Annotated in this window: 12 protein-coding genes; 8 read left to right on the top strand and 4 right to left on the bottom strand. The window is 59.7% G+C overall.

Annotated features, from left to right (window positions below; genetic code table 11):
- Positions 1-68: 68 nt before the first annotated feature.
- The 3 genes from ACQ4OE_RS20335 to ACQ4OE_RS20325 all read right to left on the bottom strand — a co-directional run bounded on the left by ACQ4OE_RS20335 (position 69) and on the right by ACQ4OE_RS20325 (position 9068).
- Positions 69-2858: an RHS repeat domain-containing protein gene (locus ACQ4OE_RS20335; protein ID WP_430947688.1), complete on the bottom strand. Its 2790-nt coding sequence runs from the start codon at positions 2856-2858 to the stop codon at positions 69-71.
- Positions 2855-7357, bottom strand: coding sequence for a SpvB/TcaC N-terminal domain-containing protein (locus ACQ4OE_RS20330; RefSeq protein WP_430947687.1), 4503 nt, complete (start codon positions 7355-7357; stop codon positions 2855-2857). The genes ACQ4OE_RS20335 and ACQ4OE_RS20330 overlap by 4 nt, the downstream gene beginning before the upstream one ends.
- Positions 7358-7544: 187 nt before the next feature.
- Complete coding sequence (locus ACQ4OE_RS20325) at positions 7545-9068, bottom strand: fumarate hydratase (RefSeq protein ID WP_122589657.1); 1524 nt, start codon at positions 9066-9068, stop codon at positions 7545-7547.
- 417 nt (positions 9069-9485) lie between these two features.
- Between ACQ4OE_RS20325 and ACQ4OE_RS20320 the strand changes: the two genes are divergently transcribed.
- The 3 genes from ACQ4OE_RS20320 to ACQ4OE_RS20310 are packed head-to-tail and all read left to right on the top strand — an operon-like array spanning position 9486 to position 12298.
- Positions 9486-10592: a diguanylate cyclase domain-containing protein gene (locus ACQ4OE_RS20320; RefSeq protein WP_430947686.1), complete on the top strand. Its 1107-nt coding sequence runs from the start codon at positions 9486-9488 to the stop codon at positions 10590-10592.
- The gene (locus ACQ4OE_RS20315; RefSeq protein WP_430947685.1) at positions 10585-11520 is read left to right on the top strand and encodes an iron-sulfur-binding ferredoxin reductase; all 936 of its coding nucleotides are present in this window, start codon (positions 10585-10587) and stop codon (positions 11518-11520) included. Before ACQ4OE_RS20320 ends, ACQ4OE_RS20315 begins: the two co-directional genes overlap by 8 nt.
- A 28-nt stretch (positions 11521-11548) precedes the next feature.
- A complete protein-coding gene (locus tag ACQ4OE_RS20310) occupies positions 11549-12298 on the top strand; it encodes an enoyl-CoA hydratase-related protein (protein WP_430947684.1) in 750 nt (249 codons plus the stop codon).
- Between the two features lie 268 nt (positions 12299-12566).
- On the opposite strand, the gene pyk is transcribed toward ACQ4OE_RS20310, so the two are convergent.
- Positions 12567-14018 (bottom strand): pyruvate kinase, encoded by a 1452-nt coding sequence (gene pyk, locus ACQ4OE_RS20305; RefSeq protein ID WP_122589649.1) that lies wholly within the window; start codon positions 14016-14018, stop codon positions 12567-12569.
- A gap of 172 nt (positions 14019-14190) precedes the next feature.
- Here pyk and ACQ4OE_RS20300 point away from each other — a divergent pair, with 172 nt between their 5' ends.
- From ACQ4OE_RS20300 to ACQ4OE_RS20280, 5 genes are all read left to right on the top strand, one after another.
- The gene (locus tag ACQ4OE_RS20300) at positions 14191-14577 is read left to right on the top strand and encodes a tetratricopeptide repeat protein (RefSeq protein ID WP_122589647.1); all 387 of its coding nucleotides are present in this window, start codon (positions 14191-14193) and stop codon (positions 14575-14577) included.
- A 233-nt stretch (positions 14578-14810) separates the two neighbouring features.
- Positions 14811-15170, top strand: a complete 360-nt coding sequence (locus ACQ4OE_RS20295) for a PilZ domain-containing protein (protein WP_122589645.1) — start codon at positions 14811-14813, stop codon at positions 15168-15170.
- 275 nt (positions 15171-15445) lie between these two features.
- Positions 15446-16033 carry a hypothetical protein gene (locus ACQ4OE_RS20290; protein WP_430947683.1) on the top strand — a complete coding sequence of 196 codons (588 nt, stop codon included), beginning with the start codon at positions 15446-15448 and terminating at the stop codon, positions 16031-16033.
- A 115-nt stretch (positions 16034-16148) separates the two neighbouring features.
- Complete coding sequence (locus tag ACQ4OE_RS20285; protein WP_430947682.1) at positions 16149-19151, top strand: hypothetical protein; 3003 nt, start codon at positions 16149-16151, stop codon at positions 19149-19151.
- Between the two features lie 146 nt (positions 19152-19297).
- On the top strand, positions 19298-22960 hold the full coding sequence (locus ACQ4OE_RS20280) for a Tc toxin subunit A (RefSeq protein ID WP_430947681.1): 3663 nt from the start codon (positions 19298-19300) through the stop codon (positions 22958-22960).
- The last annotated feature ends 8 nt before the right edge of the window (positions 22961-22968 follow it).

The raw sequence follows: 22968 nt of genomic DNA, 5'->3' as shown, positions 1-22968 counted from the left end.
CCGACTGTCATTGACCAGCAGATCGGGTGTGCGATGAGCGACTGCGCGAGCCATTGACGTTCCCGTGCTCAGGAACTGACTTGCAGTTTGAGGCCCCGGTATGCTGCCACTCGGGGGTTTTTCAGAATCCACTGATTGTCCGTCGTGCCCGTCTCCTTGTACCAGGTCATGCCTTTTTGCATGCGCCCGATAAGATCCAGCGTCACCCGCGTCTGTTGCGCCAATGCCGCCCGATGAATCGGTGCGATGGCTTCTTTCGGGGTCATCGCGTTGACGTTCGGCATCAGCGTGGCCGGATACATCACATCGCTGCCCAAGGCGTCGAAAGCTTTCTCCGCCTGTGCCCAGCGGTCTTCGACAGCACTTTTCCATTCGACGAGCATCATGTCGATCTTGTTGATTTTCACCGGGTCGAGGCGGTTTTTGATGTCTTCAGCCTCAACCGCCCGTTGCATCATGTTGAGAACACCAGGAATGAACGGTAGCCAGGTACTCAATACGCGTTTCAAGGCGAATTCGGGGTTCAGCACGCTATTGAGTGCCGGGTGAATCACTTCGTCCTTGAGGTCACCCCAGCTCTCGATGTTTTTGCCGCTGCTCCCGGGTAGCCCCAACCGCTTGTCGATGGCGGCAATCGACATCGTTGAGGTCTGCGGAATGAGCGCCCCGAACCCCCTGAAACCATTGGTCGCCGGCGCCGTCATCGCTTCGGCCAAATCACCGCCAATGTTGCCGCCGGTCAATGCGGTGGGATCTGTGTACATATCGATGTGCGGGAGGTCTGGAAGCAGCAGCCCTGCCTGGTCACCGCCAATCCCGCCGGCTGCATCTCCGAGAATACCGAGCAGGATTTCGCCCCCCAGATTTATCAGCAGATTCGCAGGGATATTTTCCTCATGAATCACATTGTGAATTTTCACCAGCGTGCTTTCGGCATGCGCGTTGAGCTCTGAAATGAAGGCCGAGTAGAGAAGAATCACCCCCTCGGCTCTCGAGCCGCCTGACGGATCCACGTAACGAACAGGATTGTTCCCGACAAACCCATACAGATTCAGCCCGTCGACATCCCCCGCCGGGTCAGCGCTGATCCAGCGTTGCAGCCACGGCGCGTAATAGCGTGAGCCGTAGTAATACAAGCCGCTGACGTCCATTTCCTTGCCCGAATAGCGCACGGTTTTGTAATCGGCCTCGACGACTGAACGCGCCGCCATCCACGCCGTGGCGCCAAACGGGTAATAGCCTTCGTGGCTGATCATCCGGGCCTGTTGATCGAGTTCCATCAGGTTCGAACCCAGGTGATCTTCCAGGCTGTAGCGCAGTTGATCCGCATCGATGCCGGCGGGTTTTCCCGTCAGCCAATGCAGACAACGGACATTGCCTGCACCGGCAGCGAGGCTGATGACGTGCAGTTCTTCGCCGCTCTCTTTGCGACGGATCTCCAGCCCCGGCAGATAACGCACGTCGTGAAAGTGCCCGGTCGCGGTTTCCAGGCGTTTGTGCACACGCGTGCCTTGGCTGTAGCGATAGTGCTCGGCATCGTCGACGGCGCCGGGGCGTTTGACCAGGATCACCTGTTCCAGCTCATCCGTGGCGTTCCAGTGCATATCCTGGCCCGGTTGCAGCAGGCGTTGATTGCCATTGGCATCGAACCGCGTATTGAAGTCCGGCAGTGGGTCGCCGGCCTTCCAACGCACACCTTTGTTGCTGGCCGGATCGATGAACAGGCGCAGGGTATGACTGGCGCCGTCGCGCACGTGTACGGTTTCGATCAGATTGCCGCCGGCATCGTAGGCGTAGCGACGCGTGTAGTTGCGCCGATCGGCCGGGTCGGTCGGATGCGGAAGGCCGGGACTGTCCACGGGAGGGCCGTCGTCGTAACCGCTGGCTTGCACCAGTCGGTATAACGAGTCGTAACTGAATTGACGATCACCATCAACGCGCTGATTGGCGAAATGGCTGGGAATGAAAGTGTGGTCGACAATCCTGCGGATGTTGCCGACCGGATCGTAGGTGTATTCGAAATCCTGCAGGATCGTCTCGGCAGCTTTGTGCGCCGTTTGTCGCCGCAGAGTGCCGTTGGCCGGGTCGTAAACCCAGCGGCTGATCAAGCCATTGCCCGCCTGCTGTTCGATGATCTGCCCGCTGGCGTTGTACTGCGCGGCTTGCAGAATGGACTGCCACGCCGACTGGCCATGGAGGCGCAGCTTGACGTGTTTCAGTTGCCCGGCGAGGTCAAAGCCCGATTGCTGGCGGTGCCCACCGGCATCGGTGTGTTCCAGCACGTTGCCCTGCGGGCCGTGCACGCGGCGGCTGGTGTACACCTCGGCATCGTGAAAGGTTCGGGTTTCATCCAGCGCCTGGCCGAGCAGGCTGTAGCTGTGAAAGTCCATGCCACCAGAGGCATCGCGCAGGGCGATCAACTGCCCGCGCAGATTGCGTCCGGCATCTGCCGTCGCCCCCGCATAGGTGAAGACTTCGTAGTCGGCCACGGCGTTTTCTTCAACGGCGACGACGCGCAGCAAATCATCATGGGTCATGCGCCAATGGCTGCCCCGTGCATCCCAGCGTTCGAGTGCCTGCCCGGCCCGGCCCAACAGACTCACACGCCAACCGGCATCGACGCTGTCGATGTTCAGCGCTGCGCCGGCGAGGTTATAGACGGTCGCCAGATTGGGCGCTGACAGGCGCGGATCCCACTGGGCTATCGCGCGTCCGGCGGCGTCGTGTTGGCGCCGCGAGACCAGGCTGGTCGGCGCGTCTTCGGCGCCGCTGCGCAGATAGGCGATCTGCCGCACCGGCAAACCGCGCCCGTCGATTACCGAAAGCGCTGGTGTGCGTCGATGCACGTTGGCGTTCATGGGCGAGCCTTTTCCGGTGTCGGTTCAGCGGTGTCATTGAAGTCTTCGCTGATGTGATACCAGGGATGATAAGTCTCGCGAGAGAAGTCCTTTTTCGCATTGATCAATTTGATCGACCGCCCGAGCGGGTCGTAGAACAGTTGATCGTAGTAGCCGAGTGCGCGCAGACACTGGTCATCGACGTAGCCATGGCGGTCGGCGAAGAATGGCCGGAACTGCCGTACCGGCAGCCCTTTGTTGTTGTATTCGACCCGTTCGCTGATGCGCCAGCGCTGTTCGGCCTGAACCTCGCGAAGCTTGCCGTCCTCAACGATCAGCGCGCCGTCGTCGCCCACCGCATACGCTGTTCCCGGATCGACCAGTTGTTGCGTTTGCAGCGCGCGGCCAAAGCCGTCGACGCAGGCCTTGATGATCTGGATTTGTGCCGGCACCGGGTCATCCGGATAACGGTCGGCGCTGAGCACCACGGTGTGCACCGGTTCGCGAGGCACGCTGCTGATGAGTGCACGCAGGGCCAGTTGCGCAGGCGTCAGCGCGGCGTTTTGCGCCAGACGTTGGCGGGCGCTGGCGCGGACATGGCCGCTGGGCAGGATCAGGCGCGCGGCGACCCAGTCGGCGATTTGCTGCGTGTCGAGCTTGTGCAGCGCCAACTCGCCCATCCAGCTGAACAAGTCCTTGCGCAATGTGCTGGCGGCTTTTTGCAGCGCACCTTGGGGATCGTTGATGGCTGTGTCTGGCCGATGATCTTCGGGCCGCACGTAATCGATCAGCGGATCGAAACCAGCGGCCACACCGTTTTCGCTGCCATGGAAACTGATCGTCAGCGGCTGCCCGGACGGTTCGTAAATCGCCTCTTGGATATTGTCGTTGGCATCGACGATGCGCAGCGCTTGCAGGGCGTGATAGTCGTATTCGACCTGGGTCGTGCAGCCGTCCGGCAAGGTCACCCGGGTGATCGCCAGGTGGAAATCGTCGTATACGGCAGTGGTCACGCCGTGGCTCGGTGTTTCGTTGAAGGCGCAAACCTTATAGAACCCTTCGGCGTTCTTGTATTGAGCGAAGCTGTAGCGCGATGACCACAAGTCGTCTGCAGTTCGGCTGGCTGACGTGGCCTCGAACAGCGGCTGCATGGGCGTGTAACCGATCTCGGCCAGTGCCGCGCGGATGTCGAAGGGCGGCGGCAGAATGTCGTAGGCCTGCAGCGCGGTCTTGTCCATCATCGCCAGTTCCAACGGGCCAGCCAGTGCTTCGAATTGCGCTTGACCATCCGGCAACGGCGCTTGATCGACGGTACTGAGATAACGCTGCAGCGACTGCTGGGTCAGCACCCGTTGGGCCTGCCATTCGGCGGAGTCCTGGTGTTGGCTCAAATGCTCATAAGACACCTGCTGCGGATTGAGGCCGGCGGGCAACGAACCTTTCGGCAACACCAGCGCATCGCCGCGTTGCTGCCAAGGCAACCCCAGCCGCCATTGCTGTGGATCCTCATCGAGGTGAATGAAGCGCGCGCGGGTTTCACTCAGATAGAACTGTTGCTGCGCCTCATCATGAGCATCACGCCACCACTGTTGTTCATCCGGGTCAGTAAAGGGCGGGTCGGCGCTGTCGGTCAGTCGACGGGCGTAGTGCACGGTCAGGCTTTGCGTCGATTGGCCATATTCATCCTGACGCAGGGCAATCTCGTGGCTGCACAACGGGTCGTCGATAAAGCGCTCGTACTGCCAAGTGATTTTTTCCAGGGCCATGGGCAGTAGCACGATGGCAGTGTCGTGAGGGCCGCGTGGGCGGACTTCGCGTACACGGTAGCGATGTTCTTCCACGGCGTACGGGGTGGCGGATGCCGGGTCATCTTCGCTGGCCCAGGTTTCCACGCGCACGATCGAACCGACCAGCGCCCGGGCGATTTCATAGCGGGTGCTGTCGTCCGCGGGATCCTGTGTTTCGTCGCATTCATCACTCGGGTGATAACGGCTGAACAGGGTCTCGCCCAGCGGGACCGCCGCGTCATCGCGAGCGAAATAACCGTCGCGCGATCGGTTCATCGCTTGCCCGGTATGAAACCAGCTGCACACCCGCACCGGTGCAGAGAATCCGACGTCGTCATCGCCGCTGGCGCTCTCGCTGTCGTGTTGCTGGATGAAGCCGAAACCACGGAACTCGCGCTCGCGGCCGTCGTAGACGCCCTCGCCATAAACGAATGACTGGCGCAGGGCGTTGCCGGTAATTTCATCGCGCTGGCACTGCTGTTTGACCACTGCCACCGGGAACGGCAGGTAGCAGACCGCCAGGCGCTCGAGCATGAGCGTGCGCTGTTTTTCATCCAGCCATTCCTGCGCCGAACTGCGGTACTCGACGGTGGCGCTGCAGCCCATGTTGTTATTGCTGGCCGTGAGCAAGTAAGGCTTGGCAGCGACGAAATCGTAGCGCCAGTGCTGCGGGTGTACGTGCGGCACCGTCAGGATCAGGCTGGAACAGCCGAGGCCTTGCAGGTCGGCAAAACTGACCTGACACAGACGCTCATAGCGCACGCCCTGCGGCCACGGCACCTGCACAGGCGTTTGCTCCAGACCATTGCCGCCGAGGTTGCGGTAAATATCGAAACCAGTGGATTTCAGGTAGATCAGCGCCGGGGCGCCGGAACCATCGAGATCGGCGAGGCGCACCCGTTCAGCATGGAACTCGTCGTAGCTGAAGGGCAGGGCGCTGATCACTCGTCCGGTACCGAACTTGCCGTGCCCCAGGTTCGGCCAGCATTTGATTTCGTTGTGGCGAATGCGCGTCAGCTCAGGCAGATCACCGCCCAGCAAATTGCCCAGCAACACCAGTTCGTTCGGGCTGTTACTGAACAGCGGCAGGCGATCGTCCTCGGCTGAGTGCTCGACGATTTGCGCTGGAGCAAAACCCTCTTCGCGGCGGTTGGCGTACAGGCGCACCGAGCGTGGTCCGATCAGTGCGAGCGAACTGAGACCGTCACCCGACAGGTCGCCCAATTGCGCCAGGGCATTGAAGTATTCGAGGGGGAATTGCTTGAACGCGGTGTACGGTGCCCAACTGTGATCGGCATTGAGTGTGCGGAAACCGCTCATGCCCGGTTGCGCGGTGACCCAATCCAGACGTCCGTCGCCGGTCAGGTCGGTGAGTAGTTGCTGCACGGCGCTGTTGCGCTTGGCCACTGGAATGCTGCTCAGCGCCGTCCAGGGGCCATAGCCGATGTCATCCGGCCCGCTCCTCGCGCGCAGCGGCTCGCGGTAGTACCAGGCCTGGTCATAACGGCAGAGAAACCCCGGCACGCCTTCGCCGTATAGATCGACACACTGGTAGAACTGACCGTCCTCGATACCGGGCATGTTTTCCGTGTCGAACAGGCGGGTCGGGGTGGTGTTGATCGTGAAGGCGCTATAGTCGAACTCGACGGGAGGGCTGCTTTCGACATGGCCGCTGGCGTCATAAGCCTGATAGTGCGCGGCGCTGATCTGACTGAATGACCATTGCATAGCGGTGTCGGCATATTCCAGCAACAAGCGCCGGACCAGCACCGGTTTGCCGCGCAGCTTGACCGGAAAGTGATGGAACATCAGCACTTGCTGACACAGCCGTCGCGTGCCGATTTCGAAGCCCTGACCGTAAGTTGAAAACGGGTCCTCGCGCGTCAGCCAGGGTTGCAGGGTGTCGCCGTCATACACCGGGACTTCAGTGAGCGAGCGGCTGCGTTCGCCATAGTCGAACAGCAGGTGGAAATGCCATTGCAGATCCGCCGGGGTTTGCGCGCCGAAAGCGTAAGGCGCGGCATGTGCCTGGGCATTGCCGTAGAGCACCCGCCACAGGTAGCGCTGGCCTCGGTAATCGCGCACGGTGTCGAGGTCTTGATCGTCGGCCTTGTACTCGAAACAGATGTGCTCGCCGTGGGCATTCAGGCTTTCGCAGAGCAACCAAGCGCCGATGCGTTGCCCATCATCGGGATCGGCGCGGCGCGAGTCGGCGGTTTTGCCGTAAATGTGCAGCGAGCCATCGCTGCCATGCACCAGCCAGAACGCCGTCGATCCCGGCTCGGTGCTCTGCCAGCGCTCGCGCAGGGCAAAAGTGCTTTCGACCCGTGGCCAGTAGCGCACCACGCGGTGCTGGCCGATGTCGATGCTGTGATAAGTGCTTTCGAGGCGCGACTTGAGTTCGCCGTCATCATCGCGTTCCGGCAGCCACACTTCGCCGTCATGGCCGACGATCTCGTCGTGATTGTCGTAGCGCGGCACGCCTTTATGGGTGCGGCGGCTGATCTGACCGATGCCCAGGCTCCAACCAATACCGAACGGGCCATTGCCGGCCTGGTTGCTGTAACCGAGCGCCAGTTGCGGGTCCCAACCGCGTCCGGCGGACAGCGGCAGCGGCAGGTCGAACGACGCCGCACCGGTCGGGCCGACCGCGCCCCAACTCTTGCCGATGGTGGCGATGGTCGAGCTTTTGGCGATGGACGGAGTAACGATGCTCAGGTCTTGCTCGGCCATGATTGCGTCCGTTGCACGGGAGGGCGTAGGTGGACTGACGCTAACAAGACCGGGGCGGGGCGTAACCTGTCAGATCTGACAGGTTTGCAAGATCGAATAGTTTGGATAAACAGATTTTTTATCGCCAAAAACAAAACGGCCGGCTCACCCTCGCAGGTGAGCCGGCCGTTTCCATGGGGCGAAGCGCTTACTGCACTTCAACCGCCAGGCTTTCGCTGATCTTCTGTTGCCAGATCGCAGGACCGGTGATGTGCACCGACTCACCTTTGCTGTCCACCGCGACGGTGACCGGCATGTCCTTGACCTCGAACTCGTAGATCGCTTCCATGCCCAGTTCGGCGAACGCCAGCACTTTCGACTTCTTGATCGCCTGAGCGACCAGGTAAGCCGCGCCGCCGACAGCCATCAGGTACACGGCTTTGTTGTCCTTGATCGCCTCGATTGCGGTCGGGCCGCGCTCGGATTTGCCGATCATGCCCAACAGGCCGGTTTGCTCAAGGATCTGACGGGTGAACTTGTCCATCCGCGTCGCGGTGGTCGGGCCTGCCGGGCCAACCACTTCGTCACCGACCGGATCCACCGGGCCCACGTAGTAGATGAAGCGACCTTTGAGGTCGACCGGCAGGGTTTCACCTTTGTTGAGCATCTCGACCATGCGCTTGTGCGCGGCGTCGCGACCGGTGAGCATTTTGCCGTTGAGCAGGACGGTTTCGCCCGGCTTCCAGCTCTGCACGTCTTCCGGGGTCAGGGTGTCGAGGTTGACGCGGCGAGCCGACGGGCCGGCTTCCCAGACGATTTCCGGGTAAGCGTCCAGCGGTGGCGCTTCCAGCGAGGCTGGACCTGTACCGTCGAGCACGAAGTGCGCGTGACGGGTGGCAGCGCAGTTCGGGATCATGCACACCGGCAGCGAGGCGGCGTGGGTCGGGTAGTCCATGATTTTCACGTCGAGCACGGTGGTCAGGCCACCGAGGCCCTGGGCGCCGATGCCCAACTGGTTGACCTTCTCGAACAGCTCCAGACGCATTTCTTCGATGCGGTTCTGTGGGCCACGGGCCTTCAGCTCATGAATGTCGATGGATTCCATCAACACTTCTTTGGCCATGACAGCAGCTTTCTCGGCGGTGCCGCCGATGCCGATGCCGAGCATGCCCGGTGGGCACCAGCCGGCGCCCATGGTCGGAACGGTCTTCAGCACCCAGTCAACGATCGAGTCGGACGGGTTGAGCATGGCCATTTTCGACTTGTTCTCGGAACCGCCGCCCTTGGCCGCCACGTCCACTTCCACGGTATTGCCCGGGACGATGGAGTAGTGAATCACGGCAGGGGTGTTGTCCTTGGTGTTTTTCCGAGCGCCCGCCGGGTCGGCGAGGATCGAGGCACGCAGGACGTTTTCCGGCAGGTTGTAGGCGCGACGCACGCCTTCGTTGATCATGTCGTCCAGGCCCATGGTGGCGCCATCCCAACGCACGTCCATGCCGACGCGCACGAACACGGTAACGATACCGGTGTCCTGGCAGATCGGGCGATGGCCGGTGGCGCACATGCGCGAGTTGATCAGGATCTGCGCCATCGAATCACGGGCCGCTGGCGATTCTTCGCGCAGGTAGGCTTCGTGCATCGCCTGGATGAAATCCACGGGGTGGTAATAGGAAATGAACTGCAGGGCGTCGGCAACGCTCTGAATCAGGTCGTCTTGCTTGATCACGGTCATGAGTCGCGCTCCTCTAAAAGACGGGAACATTCTATGGGGCAGCTACAAGCTTCAAGCTATCAGCGGCAAGTTGGAGCAGTACGCGGACTGCTTGAACTTGCGGCCTGGAGCTTGCAACTTGAAGCTGGCCCTTGGGGCCGGGCACGCCGGGGCTGCTGGCGCGACGCTAAAAAGGCGCGGCAGTATACCGCGCCTCGGTAGGGCATACACGCGCCGGCAGTCATTCGTTGGTCGCATGTCTTCCGCATAATTCTGTAAGCGCGGTCTGCGTCAGCGCCTACAGGCAATACGTGTGTTTTTGACGTCAATTTTCGAGCCTGAAAATCGGTGGTCATTTATCGACTGGCCCTCTAAAGTGGCAGCCGGTCTGTAGAGTAGGACACTCGGTCAGCCTCCTATCGCACGGTGAGTCAACGATTGACCCATAACGCCATTCAACGTCTTTTGCTCAAACGCTTCGCCCTCGCCACCGCCACTTATGGATTGGCTTTGCTGCTGCTGTGGCTGGCGTTTTTTACCGGGCATTACGACCAGACCCTCGGCTCGGTGGCCATTGGCAGCGCCCTCGTGGTGATCAGCCAGGCGACCCTGTTCGTGCTGTTCTGGACCGGGCGTAACCAGCGCTTCGACGACCCGAGCCTGACTGAAGTGCAAGTGCTGCTCGGGCTGGGCTGGCAAACCTGGCTGATCGCCCATCTGGATGAGGCGCGCGGGGCTTTTCTGGTCTTCTATGTGCTGATTCTGCTGTTCGGCCTGTTTCATCTCAGTCGGCGCGCCTTCATTCGCTGCGCGCTGCTCGTGTTCTTCAGTTTCTGCGCGATCACCTTGTGGGACGGTTATCACTTCCTCCTGCCGGAACCGGCGCTCGCGGCGTTGCAGGTCTGCGTGCTGGCGATGGTGCTGGCGTGGCTGGTGCTTTACGCACGCTTTGTGCAGGTCTCGCGACAACGCATGCGCCAACGCCGCTTTGCCTTGCAGGCGCATCAGGACACCCTGCGCGGGATGATGCGCCAGCTCGAAGACCTGGTGGCTACCGACGAGTTGACCGGGCTGTTCAACCGCCGGCATTTCCTGCGCCTGGCTTCCCGTGAGCTGAGCGAAATGGACACGGGTGTGGCCCATGGTCTGGCGCTGATCGACCTCGACCACTTCAAGCGCATCAACGATCTGCACGGGCATGCCGCCGGCGACCAGGTGTTGCAGGCCTTCGCCGGTGTCGCCGGTGCCTGCCTGCGCGACGGCGATGTGCTGGCGCGTTATGGGGGTGAGGAGTTCGTGGTGCTGCTGCCCGACTGCGACGCCGAAAGCCTGACCGCGTGTTGCGAGCGTTTGCGCGTTGCCTTTACCGATGTCGAACTGGTGGGGCTGGAGGTGCGTAACCTCAGTCTGTCGGCGGGCATGACCCTGCTGGAACTGGGCGATGATCTCGACGATGCCTTGCAGCGCGCCGATCAGGCGCTCTACCGGGCCAAGCGCGACGGTCGCAATCGTTGTGCGGCGGCATGGGAGAACGTCGATGCCTGAACTTCGTGTCGGTGAGCGGCGCTGGTCGGTGGTGTCGGGCACCAATCTGCTCGATGCGCTGAATCAGAACGGTGTCGCCGTCCCCTACAGTTGCCGCGCCGGCAGTTGCCATGCCTGCCTGGTGCAATGCGTGCAGGGTTCGCCTGCCGACAGTCGCCCGGATGCCTTGAGCGCCGAGCAACGGCAGGAAGGCTGGCGTCTGGCGTGTCAGTGTCAGGTGATCGAAGACTTGCAGGTGCACACTTTCGATCCGCTCACCGACGGCCGCCCGGCCATCGTTGAAGCGCTGGACTGGCTCAGCGACAACGTCCTGCGCCTGCGCCTGACCCCGCAACGACCATTGCGCTACAGCGCCGGGCAACATCTGGTGCTGTGGATCGATCACATTGCCCGACCTTATTCGCTGGCCAGCCTGCCGGAAGAGGACCGCTTTCTCGAATTCCACCTCGATTGCCGCTTGCCCGGCGAATTCAGTGACGCCGCGCGGCGCTTGCAGATCGGCGACCCGATCCGCCTCGGCGAACTGCGCGGCGGTGCCCTGCATTACGACCCCGACTGGAACTCCCGACCGTTGTGGCTGCTGGCCGCTGGCACCGGGCTGGGTCCGTTGTTTGGCGTGCTGCGCGAGGCTTTGCGGCAGGATCACCAAGGCGCGATCCGCATCATTCATGTGGCCCATGACGAGCGCGAGCATTATTTGGCCAAACCCCTGGCGGCACTGGCCGCGCAGCGCGAAAACCTCAGTGTCGAGCTGTGGACGGCGGCCGAGTCAGCCGCCGCTTTGGCGCAACTGCGCCTTGTTTCCCGGCAAACCCTGGCCTTAGTCTGCGGCTCGACCGCCAATGTCGATGCCTTCGCCCGGCGTTTGTACCTGGCGGGATTACCGCGTAATCAACTGTTGGCCGACGTCTTCCTTAGCCGTGGTTGAGCGCTGAATTTTCGACGCGAGACCCACCATGACTGACGCCATCCTGCTCGAACGCGAACGCGGTCTGCTGACCCTGCGCCTCAACCGCCCGGACAAGAAAAACGCCCTGACCCGCGCGATGTACACTCGCCTCGCGGAGGCCTTGAAACAGGCCGACATCGATCCCGAAATCAACGCCATCCTGATCACCGGCAGCGCCGAGTGCTTCACCGCCGGCAATGACATTGCCGACTTCGTCCAGCAACCGCCAAGCGACCTCGACAGCCCGGTGTTTCACTTCATGCTCAATTTGCTCGAGTGCCGTAAACCCGTGATCGCTGCGGTGGCCGGCGCAGCGGTCGGCATTGGCACCACGTTGCTGCTGCATTGCGATCTGGTTTACGTCGCCCGTGACGCGCGCTTGCGTATGCCGTTCGTCAACCTCGGATTGTGCCCGGAGTTCGGCTCCAGCCTGATCCTGCCGCGTTTGCTCGGGCAGGCGAAAGCCGCCGAGTTGTTGTTGCTGGGCGAGGGTTTTACCGGCGAACAGGCCGCCACGTGGGGGATTGCCACCGAGGCGTTGGGCAGCGGCGAGGCAGCGTTGAGCAGGGCACGGGAAGTGGCGCTGCGCTTTGACGAGTTGCCGGCGGAGGCGGTGCGGATCAGCAAGCAATTGATGAGGGCGCCGGATCGGGCGTTGATCCGACAGGTGATTGAGGAGGAGGGCGCGTTGTTCACTCAACGGTTGCGTTCACCGGAAGCATTGGCGGCGTTGACCGGATTCATCAGACGGCATTGAAAAGCCAACCCTCATCGGAACGCCGCCCGCCCAGCTCTCTCCCAGAAGGAGAGGGAGCCGACCGAGGTGTCATGCGCTATACATCGACTTGAAAGAACCGGTCGGATTCAGCGCAGAACTATCAGGTCGGTGCAATTGCGCAATATCCCCCGATCAGTTCCCTCTCCTTCTGGGAGAGGGCTAGGGTGAGGGGCTTTCGATTCAACGCAGACAACAAAAAGCCCCGCCATTCACATGGCGGGGCTTTTTGTTTTCAGCAACCGATCACTCAGACCTGCGGGTCGCCCACGTGCAGGATCTTCATGCCGTTGGTGCCGCCGGTGGTGTGGTAGCTGTCGCCCTTGGTCAGGATGACCCAGTCGCCTTTTTCCACTACGCCGCGCTTGACCAGCTCGTCGATCGCCTTCTGGCTGACTTCGTGCGGTTCCAGCGAAGCCGGATCGAACGGTACGGTGTACACGCCACGGAACATCGCTGCACGCGCCTGGGTTTCACGGTGCGGCGAGAACGCGTAGATCGGCACCGAAGAACGGATGCGCGACATGATCAGCGGGGTGTAGCCACTTTCGGTCAGGGCGATGATCGCTTTAACGCCCGGGAAGTGGTTGGCGGTGTACATGGTCGCCAGTGCGATGCTTTCGTCGCAACGGGTGAATTCCTTGCCGATACGGTGGCTGGACGTCTTGCCGGTCGGGTGCTTTTCAGCGCCGACGCAGATGCGCGCCATCGCCTGCACGGCTTCCAGCGGATACAGACCGGCAGCGGATTCGGCAGACAACATCACGGCGTCGGTGTAGTCGAGCACGGCGTTGGCCACGTCGGACACTTCGGCGCGAGTCGGCATCGGGTTCTGGATCATCGACTCCATCATCTGGGTCGCGACGATCACAGCCTTGTTGTGGCGGCGTGCGTGCAGAATGATTTTCTTCTGAATGCCCACCAGCTCGGCGTCGCCGATTTCCACACCGAGGTCACCACGGGCAACCATCACCGCATCGGAAGCCTTGATCAGGCCGTCGAGGGTTTCGTCGTCTGCGACGGCTTCAGCACGTTCGATCTTCGCCACCAGCCAAGCGGTGCCGCCGGCTTCGTCGCGCAGTTGACGGGCGTATTCCATGTCGGCAGCGTCACGCGGGAAGGACACCGCGAGGTAGTCGACTTCCATTTCAGCGGCGAGCTTGATGTCGGCCTTGTCTTTTTCAGTCAGGGCCGGAGCAGTCAGGCCGCCACCGCGACGGTTGATGCCTTTGTGGTCGGACAGCGGGCCGCCGATGGTCACGGTGCAATGCAGTGCGTCGTCAGTTTGGGTATCAACGCGCATCACCACGCGGCCGTCGTCGAGCAGCAGCTCGTCGCCTACGCCGCAGTCCTTGACCAGATCCGGGTAGTCGATGCCGACCACTTGCTGGTTGCCTTCGGTCAACGGATGGCTGGTGGAGAAGGTGAACTTGTCACCGATCTTCAGCTCGATCTTCTTGTTGGCGAATTTGGCGATACGGATTTTCGGGCCTTGCAGGTCACCCAGCAGGGCGACGAAGCGACCGTGCTTGGCAGCCAGGTCACGCACCAGCTTCGCGCGAGCCTTGTGCTCGTCGGGGGTGCCGTGGGAGAAGTTCAGACGGGCAACGTCCAGACCAGCCAGAATCAGCTGTTCGAGAACTTCCGGCGAGTTACTGGCCGGGCCAAGGGTAGCGACGATTTTGGTACGACGGACGGACATGCAAAGACTCCTGAGTTCAAGCGCTAGCGAAGGCTACTATGCTCTTGGGGTGTAGTCATTGTTCGAATGCACTACTTATCAGTTTCTTTATTGAACGCTGCAACTTTGGGACAAACGCGCCTGAAGATTTCCGACCCTGGGTCGATACATTGCTCAAGACAGGAGAACCCTCATGCGATTCGTACCCATTGCCGCCCTTGCCCTCAGCGTCCTCGCCGTCACGGGCTGCACCCGTTGGTCGATGAACCATCATTTGAACAACGCCTACAGCGCCTATGATCGTGGCAATTGCGAGCAGGTCATGCTCGAACTGTCCAAGGTCGAACGCGCCAGCCGCGCGCGCCCGTATGTGTGGCCGGAAGTGTCGATGATGCGCGGGCAGTGCCTCGAACGGCAGAAAATGTTCGTCGATGCCGCGCAGACGTATCAGTTCATCATGGCCTCCTACCCGAACAGCGAATACGCCTACCGCGCCCGCGCCCGTCTGGAAACCCTGCAGAGCCTGGGTCATTACCCGACGCGCAGCGCCGCTGCGGTGGTGCGCCCGACCCGTTTCTGATGACAGTTGTCATACAAATTCTGGCCGTGTGTACAAGCTGAGCTATAGTCGAATGACTCGGTGGCTGGACGTGAAGGCCTGTCACCGACGCAACACCTGCGACTGGCAAGTGGTCACGTGACGGCGAATTCAGCGACCGTCACACCGGAAGCGGGGAGAGCAGGCCGGCGGCACGGGCCTGTTCCGAAGCAAAGGTGCGGCTCTGTGATGGAGCCCTGCATGGCGAACTGCGCATGTTTACCGACCGCCGGATCGAACGGCATCAGCTGCCGTATTTCCTCAGAGTGTTCAACAGCGTCACCGATAAACCGATCGGCTTTCTGGGCAACGTCTCCGAAGACGGGCTGATGCTTATCAGTCAGTTGCCGATGATGGTCGGAGTCGACTTCAACCTGCGTTTGAAAATCCCCATGGGCGACGGCTGCCAGCAAGTCATCGACCTGACCGCGTGTTGCCTGTGGTGCCATGAAGACGCCACGCCGCAACACTACGACGCCGGCTTCATTCTGCAACGCCCCCCCGCCGAATACGCGCAATTGGTGCAGGCGCTGAAGCAATACTTCAGTTTTCAAGCGCTGCCGGCCTCGGCTTGAGTCTGGCGCTGCTCCCTCTAGAGTCATCGCGGGCAGGCCCGAGATCGTCTTGTCGCAGGACTAGTCTGTAGCTTAAATCCTGCACACTCATTCCTCATTCCTCATTCCTCATTCCTCATTCCTCATTCCTTATTCCTTATTTCTTATTCCCTATTCCTGATAGTTTTCATAAATTTATTCGAAATCGATCTTTTAAACCTGTCAGGTTTGACAGTGTCGTAAGGCACCTTGAGTGAGTATTGTATTTTCTCCAGTCAATATTAGGAGTATCCAGCATGAAAGTTACCTCTGGCGCGGCAGATGTATCCAAAAAGAACGGCAGTAAAAATGATGATAGTGAGATGAATAGTGTTACGAAAAGTGGGGCCCATGCCGGGGGGCTGGGTGCTCAAAAGCAACATGCAGCCCTAGAGGCAGAGCGGCTCGGAATTATAAGTTTAGGCCATGGTTCATTTGTGGAGAATTCTACAAATGAAGAGTTTTGGAATGATGCGAAGACAGTACAGCTCTATCTGAATCATAGAATTCCCGAGTTGTTTGCCTGGTTGATAGTTCAATATAAGAATAGTGGAGGCGTCGTGCGCGCAAGAACCTTGCAGTACAAGATGACTACGCGACCTCTCAATAAGCCTTGGTATCGTGGGAATTTGAATTTTTACATTAAGACTACTAAGGGGACCGGCGAAATCGTATCCCCAGATGCAATGTGGCAGGAGGTTCAGCCGTCACAATTTATTAACTACGTACGTTATGTGACGGTGCCATCAGATGAAAAGCAGGTTTCATTGGCTTTTTCTTGTGATTTTGATGGGACTCATAACGATGGTTGGGAAACCACGCCTTTTCAGACATTTGCTCTTTAGAGGTTTCAGGGGCGGCGATAGTCGTGCTCGTCCACTCTTCATCTGTCTCCTCCCCGGGTAGCCGTCAGGCTGGTTCCAACGGGATCGAAGTCAAGGCAATTGCGGGAGAAAAAACGTGGATACTAATAATATGGGCGTGATTGAATTGAATAGCGCGGTTATTACCTATCCGCTAAAAAACTCCAGCGTTCCACCGGGCCCGTTAAAAGTTGAAGGAACCACGTCTCTTTCGACTCAAATTGTTGTAGAGTTATTTAAAGGGGAGGACTTAGTTGAGAGGAGGGCTGGTGTTATTTCAAGTGGTAAATGGTCCGCCATCGTAACATTGCAAGAGCCTGCTACTTATCGTCTGGTGGCTCGACAGGCCGTGGAGGCTCGTGTTGATTTTATGGTGGCGGTACCCATTCCGGAAATTACCCTTCCCGCTTCCAATGCCATCGTCAATATGCCACTTGCTGTATCCGGAAAAAATGGGATTTTGGGCGGGATCATTGAGTTGTACACGAGTTTGACGGGCGCTGTGATCAAACAACAAGCGGTCACTGCGTCTAATGGAGTTTGGACTATTAATGTTGAAAAGTGGGAATGGTCAGCTAACAGTGTTTTTGCCAGACAAAAATTCTCCGGCTATCAATCGGCACCCTCTAATACCGTGACAGGGCTGAGAATCATCACCCCCGTTATTACAAATCCGGCACAAAATGAAATCGTGCCCCTCCGTCCGCTATTTTCTGGGCAGGCAAGCCCGGGCGCATTGGTAACAGTACGGCAAATTAGTCCAGACAAGTTGCTGCTGAGTAATGCCTTGGTTGATGCCCGCGGAGCGTGGAGTAAAACCTCAGAAACAGACTTGTCCAAGGGCTTGGTTACAATCAGGGCGAAGGCGACGATGGCTGGACTGGAATCGGCGGAGACAAGCGATTACGTTGTCTATACGGTACCTCAAACGCCTAGCATCACTGGGCCTGATGCCTCTGTCGTCCAGAACACGACTTTCGAGGTGACTGGCAACCGCGGCGTCAGAGGTTGTGACATTCGTATTCTCAAAGACCTGTCTGACCTGCAGTTGGGGACGGTAACGAATCAATCGGATGGAGACTGGAAGGTTTCGGTCACGGTACCTGCTGGTAACAACAGTCTTGTCGCTGAACAAGTGAAAGGCAATGTTCATTCTGAGCGCAGTGCGCCGCGCGCCTTTAGAGTTCGGCCACCCGTACTAAGCTCTATCAAGGTCGAACACCCCAGCATCAGTTCGGCAAAATTTTCCGGTACGGGGCTTAACGGCGCGACCGTAGAGATAAAGATTGTCAGTGGTTCTGCAGATGCGTCACCGCCGCCTGTCGTCGTGGTCAGCAATGGGAAATGGGAAGTGACCTCGCAGAAATGGCCCCCGGGTTCCTACACGTTGAGCGCCGTGCAGAAAGTCTCGGACAATGCCAGTGGCTGGATCGAGTCAACACCCACAACGTTCACCGACAATCACGGTGTTCCTGACCCGAGCGATATCATTTATACCAATGTCTACACCCCGGTGTTTTCCGGCAAGGGGTTGAGCGGCGCCACGGTCAGGCTCTTCAACGCTGACCTTACTACCCAGGTTGCTGCGCAAGCGTTGGTCAGTAACGGTGTGTGGACTAGCCGTGCACTTGAGGAGTGGGGGCCGACACTCGACCGGGCTGTCCATGCCAAGCAATATGTGAGCGGTCAAGCGTCGCCAAACTGGATCGGGCTCAAGGTAAATATCCCACCCCTCGCGCCCGGCTCGGTTGTCGCAGTCGAAGCGGACCAGTCGCCGCACATCAGCGGCACCTGTTGGCCGGGTGCGGCCGTGACCCTCGAGTACAACAACGACGGCGTCAAACACAGACCCACCGTCACCGGCGGCACCTGGACCTTCCGCCGGGATGAGCCGTTTGCGCCGGGCGTGACCCACCGCTTCAGCGTGACGCAGACCGTCGCCTCGCAGACCTCGGTGCCTGCCACGGGCAGCTTCACCGTTCGCCGGGCAATGCTCAAACCAGAAATCACCGTTCCAGCCGAAGGTGCGGAGGTCAGTCGCAACACGACCGTCAGCGGCGAGCTCGGTATGGAAGGCGCAACGATGCGAGTGTGGGATGAACAATATGGAACCGTGCTCAATTCCAAACGGTTAACCAGTGACGGCGACTGGTCGATTGAACTGACCGACCTGAGATACGGCAAGTTATCCCTGACGGCCCAGCAAACGCTTGAGAATGACAGTTCCCACCGCAGCGAGATTCGAGTCTGCCACGTCGTGTTGAAACCACCGGTTTTGCTGGTTCCCGGCGAGGGTGGACATCTGCCGCGGCAGTCGACGGTGTCCGGTACCGGCTGGCCTGGGGCAAGGGTGAACGCGTGGCTGGTGGGAGTCGATGCGCCCTTGCTGCGCGAAGTGCTGGTCAGTGCCAGCGGCCAGTGGAGTGGGCAGGTCACGCTGCCTCAGGTCGGATACTACAAAATGCGCCTGCAGCAAACGTCTGACAGCGAGACGTCCAAGGATTTGCTGTGCGACTTCCAGATCGTGCCATCTTCGCCGGTTATCGAGTCCCCGACCCAGAGTGCGGCAATCGGTGGCGCGGTAGTGGTCTCAGGATTCGGCTTTCCGGGGGACACGGTCACAGTAAAACTGTCGACTGGCACCACGCTGGGCTCGGTTCAGGTGCTTGAGGATCGTACATGGTCGTTATCAGCAGGCATTGATCATTCTGGTGGCCCCAGTGCTCTGACCGTCCAGGCCTCGTGTGGAGAGTTCGTCTCTGCGGTCTCCGATCCACGTCCGGTGCAAATCAACACCTGGTTGCCCCATATCGAAGACCCGTCGGCGGGCCGTTGGGTCGCCGCGCCGGTGACCTTTGCCGGGACCGGCAAGGCCGGTGTCGGCCAGGTGGTGAGCTGGTTCAACCCGGACGTGGTGTGGGCCGACGACCTCGCGGTGAGCGACGGACAGTGGCGCGGTGAAGCCATGACAGCGCTGGCGCCAAGGGGTAACTGGTATCGGTTTCGCCAGAGTTTTGCGCCCGGAGCAGACCCGGCGCTTGGGTCCGACTGGGCCGTGAGCCCGCGCTTTGAAGTGTTGCCCCCGGGCCAATCAAGCTAGCCCATTCCCGATGAACGGTCGCGTCTACTGTCAGATCTGACAGTAGACGCCAACCGCCATCGCGCGCCCAATAGCTGGGACTTGAACCGATGCACAGCCCACTTCCGCGGCTGTTCAGGCGGGTAACCGACGCAAGGATTCCGACGATGGCCGACGCACACGATCGCCCTGCGGTACAGATGCTCAATCAGCTGTTTGCCCCCGCAGATCTGGAAAAGCACGTCGCTCTCGCGACGTATTTCAAAGAGGGAGGATCGGTTTTCCCCTTCATCGAAAAGGGCGTTCACGAACTGGTCAGGGACTACCAACTCGAACCGGTGGATGCTCAACAATTGTTGCGGCGGGCCTACAGCATGGCCACATTTGTCCGTCGACGGTTTATCGAGCAGAGACTGGCAGGCCCGCGTGAAGCTGAGGATGACGTCGTTGCACAGCCATCGAGCGGGCTGTTATCGATCGTTCCGGGGCCGAGCTATGAGGTGTTGTTCAGCCCGCGATTTGAGCAGCTCAGCCCGCCTCAGGCGCTGGAATCGATCACTTCGCCGGTGGCTTATTTGATGGAGTTATTGCGCTGGATCAACCAGCGCTTGGATCCTGAAGGCGTGGACGAGGCAAAGTACCCCTTCCACGAACGTCGTACAGACATCAAGCAGTTGTCGATCGATTACAACGCTGTGCACCGCCCGGTGTCGGCCGTGGACATCATCGTCCCGGTGCTGGAAACCTTCATCAAGGCCAACGATCCAGCACTGGACCTGGACGATGCCCTGTATCAGGCACGCTACCCCAATGGCCTGCCGTACTATCAACACTGGGTTTCGATTGACGGCGTTACTCGCCACTACGGCCTGTCGGTGGGGCATCTGGTGCAGAGGACGGATCTGCAATTTCCGTATTTTCAACAACAGAAAGGCTGGGATGCAGACTTGGGGCGCGCCCTCGCGCATGCCTCGCGGCTCGGGCCTTATCAGCGTGGGTTGCTCACCGAGGCTCCGGTCGAGCATGGAGATCGAGTGGCCTTTTATGAGGAAAATTTCGGCACGACTCCGGTTGAGTACCAGAACCTCAGCCAGGTGCCATTTTTCGGTGAACGAACCAAGCTCGATAGCGAGAGCATTGAGGCACTGTTTTCTATCCGCGACTTTGCACCGGTGCGCTCGCCCAATGTGACCTTCGCCGAAGAAAGTCCACCTGGTTCGCCGGAAAGCTGGCGCTCTGGTTCGGTGTATCTGAATGGCAACGAGTTTCCTGCCATCAGTATCAATTTCGAAAGGCAAGTTCATCGTTTGAACGTGGACCCCACCAGGGTGGAGGGTCTTGCCCGTTTTGACCGCATCAATCGCAAGGTCCGCCTGGACAGCTGGATGCAATTGCCCAGCGACCAAACCGACGCCTTGCTGGTCGCCGCCATCCAGGCCGAGGCGCGGGGTAAGAAAACCGAGCCTCAGTGGCAGATCACGGACAACGTAACCCACGCCTTGGGACTGTTCCAGGCGTTGCGCGAGCATCACCAGTGTACGGCGGAAGATTTCGCGGCGTTCATCAACACCCTTTCGGTTTACGGCCGTAGTGACAGCGCGTCGCACTTCGACCGAGTCTTCAACAGTCAGGGCACCTATCGCGAGCCGTTGAAACTCGATAACGGAACGTTTCCCGTATTGCCGGCCACGGGCGTCTCCGATTTGACCGTCAATCAATTGTGCAGCGGTCTGGGCATCGATCTGCAGACCTATCAGTATCTGGCAGTGGCGATCGCAAGGGCGCAAGGCACTGGTAATAGTCTGAAACGCAGCCTGGCGGTCGTATCCGGCTTTTACCGTTTGGTGTACTTGCCGCGGCTGTTGGGCATCACCCCGGTGGAAGGAGTATTGATGCTGACGTTGCTGGGGGGCGACGACTGGATCAATGGCCTGGCCGGCGAACCTCTGATCGATGACTCGGGGTCACAAGCGGATGTGCTGAGCCTCATCGATGCACTCGAAACCTGCGTCGAGTGGTGTCGTGAAAGCGACCTGCCGGTGCTTTGGGTCTTGCAGCATGTCGCTCCACCCGTGGCACCCAACGTACTCTCCGAGCAAGATCAGCAACTGATCGAAAAGATCAACAATATGGGCTCTTCCGCGTTGTTCAGCGACGCCCGTTTGCAGATGGCGGGCGTACCGCCATTGCCCTCCGCCAGTTGGCTGGATCTGTTGAGTGGGCAATCCGGGGAGGATGCTCCCTTGGTCGACTCGCTCGGCTTGGTGCTCGACTTTGACGGGAGCGAAGAGGCGTACCAGGCGTCCGCGATGATACGTCTTGAAAAGGTCGTCAAAGAAGGCCTGGGCGACCTCAATGCGGAGTTGCTTGCGACCATTGTCGAGAAAATGCTCGGTGTGCTGTTGCTGGTCCGGCAGGCGCAAGCGTCGCTGGCCAAGGAGTCGCTGGCGGTGTATGTCGGGATCAGTGCGGAGCAGGTGCTGGCGGTGTTGCGATGGGCCAACTCGGACGTTTGTCCATTCTTGAGGCAGGTGCTGGAAGCTGATGAGCCGCTCGAGAATGGCACGGTGATCGGGCCTGTCCAGCCGCATGATCCGCTGCTCACCTTGCTGGCTGAACTGCGCCGGCGCAGTGAGGTGGTGGCGAAACTCGATCTGAGTGCAGCACTCCTCACGGACTATCTCGATTACGGCCATAAGGACTGGTTTGAGCTGCAGGATAAACACGCCTTTTCGATCAGTACGCTGTATTACTTGAGCGTCCTCGGTCGAGCCTTCGGACTCAGCGAGCAGCCGCAGCAAAAGCTGCTCGACTACCTGCGCCAGGTCAATCATTTGCCAACGGATCTTGGAGGCAATGCAAAGACACTGGTGCAAGAAGCGGCGGCGATCCGGCTGGCCGATTTTTTTGGCTGGAGTGTTCAGGAGGTGCGTGAGTGCATCGAGCGGATGAAACCCGAGCTCGATCCACCCGACCAGATGCTCCTGAAGAACTTGCAACAACTGGATCTGCTGACGCGCATTCGTGCGCTCTCGGCGCATACCAACATGGATGCGTTGACGCTGTTTCTCATTGGCAAGTTGTCGGAGGATGTCGGCATTCCTGACAAAGCGGCCTACGCCGCTGCGGCCGAGCGAGCCTTGCTGAGCGTGACCGAAACGGCGATACCGGCGGCCCAGCTCGACGGTGATCTGAAGAAACTGGTCGATATCGAATGCACACTTGACGTGCACACTGTGGTGGCGGGCAAACCAGGCGAGAAAGCGGTCTTCACCGTGACCCTCAAGGACGCCGCAGGTAAGGCCTTGAGCGGGATCCCGGTTTACTGGCAAGCCTCATTGGGGACAATCAGCGGCCGCGATACCGACACGGATGGCGTGCTCAAGGCGGAGTACACGCCCGGCAAAATCCAGGGCACGGAAACGCCGATGTTCTGGCTGCCGTTGATGGACCCGCAGTTTGCCCCGGCCATCAGCGTTTCCTATGAAGCCAAGTCCCTGAGATTCCTTGCGGACTGGCGCTCTCCATTACCAACAGGCCCCGTCAGCCTTGGTCAGGAGGTCGAGGTGTATGCCACGTTGATCGACGGTTATTCCAATCTCGGGCCTAACAGTCTGATGAGGTGGGTTTACAAGACTATCGGGCCAAACGGAACGGTGCTCCTGAACATCCGACCCCAGGAGTCCTTCACCAATCAGGACGGGCTTGCCCGGGCCTTCGTTTCCAGCACAGAGGCGGGCACTTTCATCCTAAGTGCTGTCAGCGTCGAAAGCGGCATTTCGACGGCCTTCGACCCCATCATTTTTCAGGCTGATGAAGCTGACGCCTGAACACTGTT

Origin of the sequence: Pseudomonas sp. WC2, from assembly GCF_050586545.1 — a bacterium.
In the GTDB taxonomy this organism is placed as follows: Bacteria; Pseudomonadota; Gammaproteobacteria; order Pseudomonadales; family Pseudomonadaceae; genus Aquipseudomonas.
Note: the sequence above shows the minus strand (reverse complement) of the source record. Positions and strands in the feature narration are given on the sequence as shown.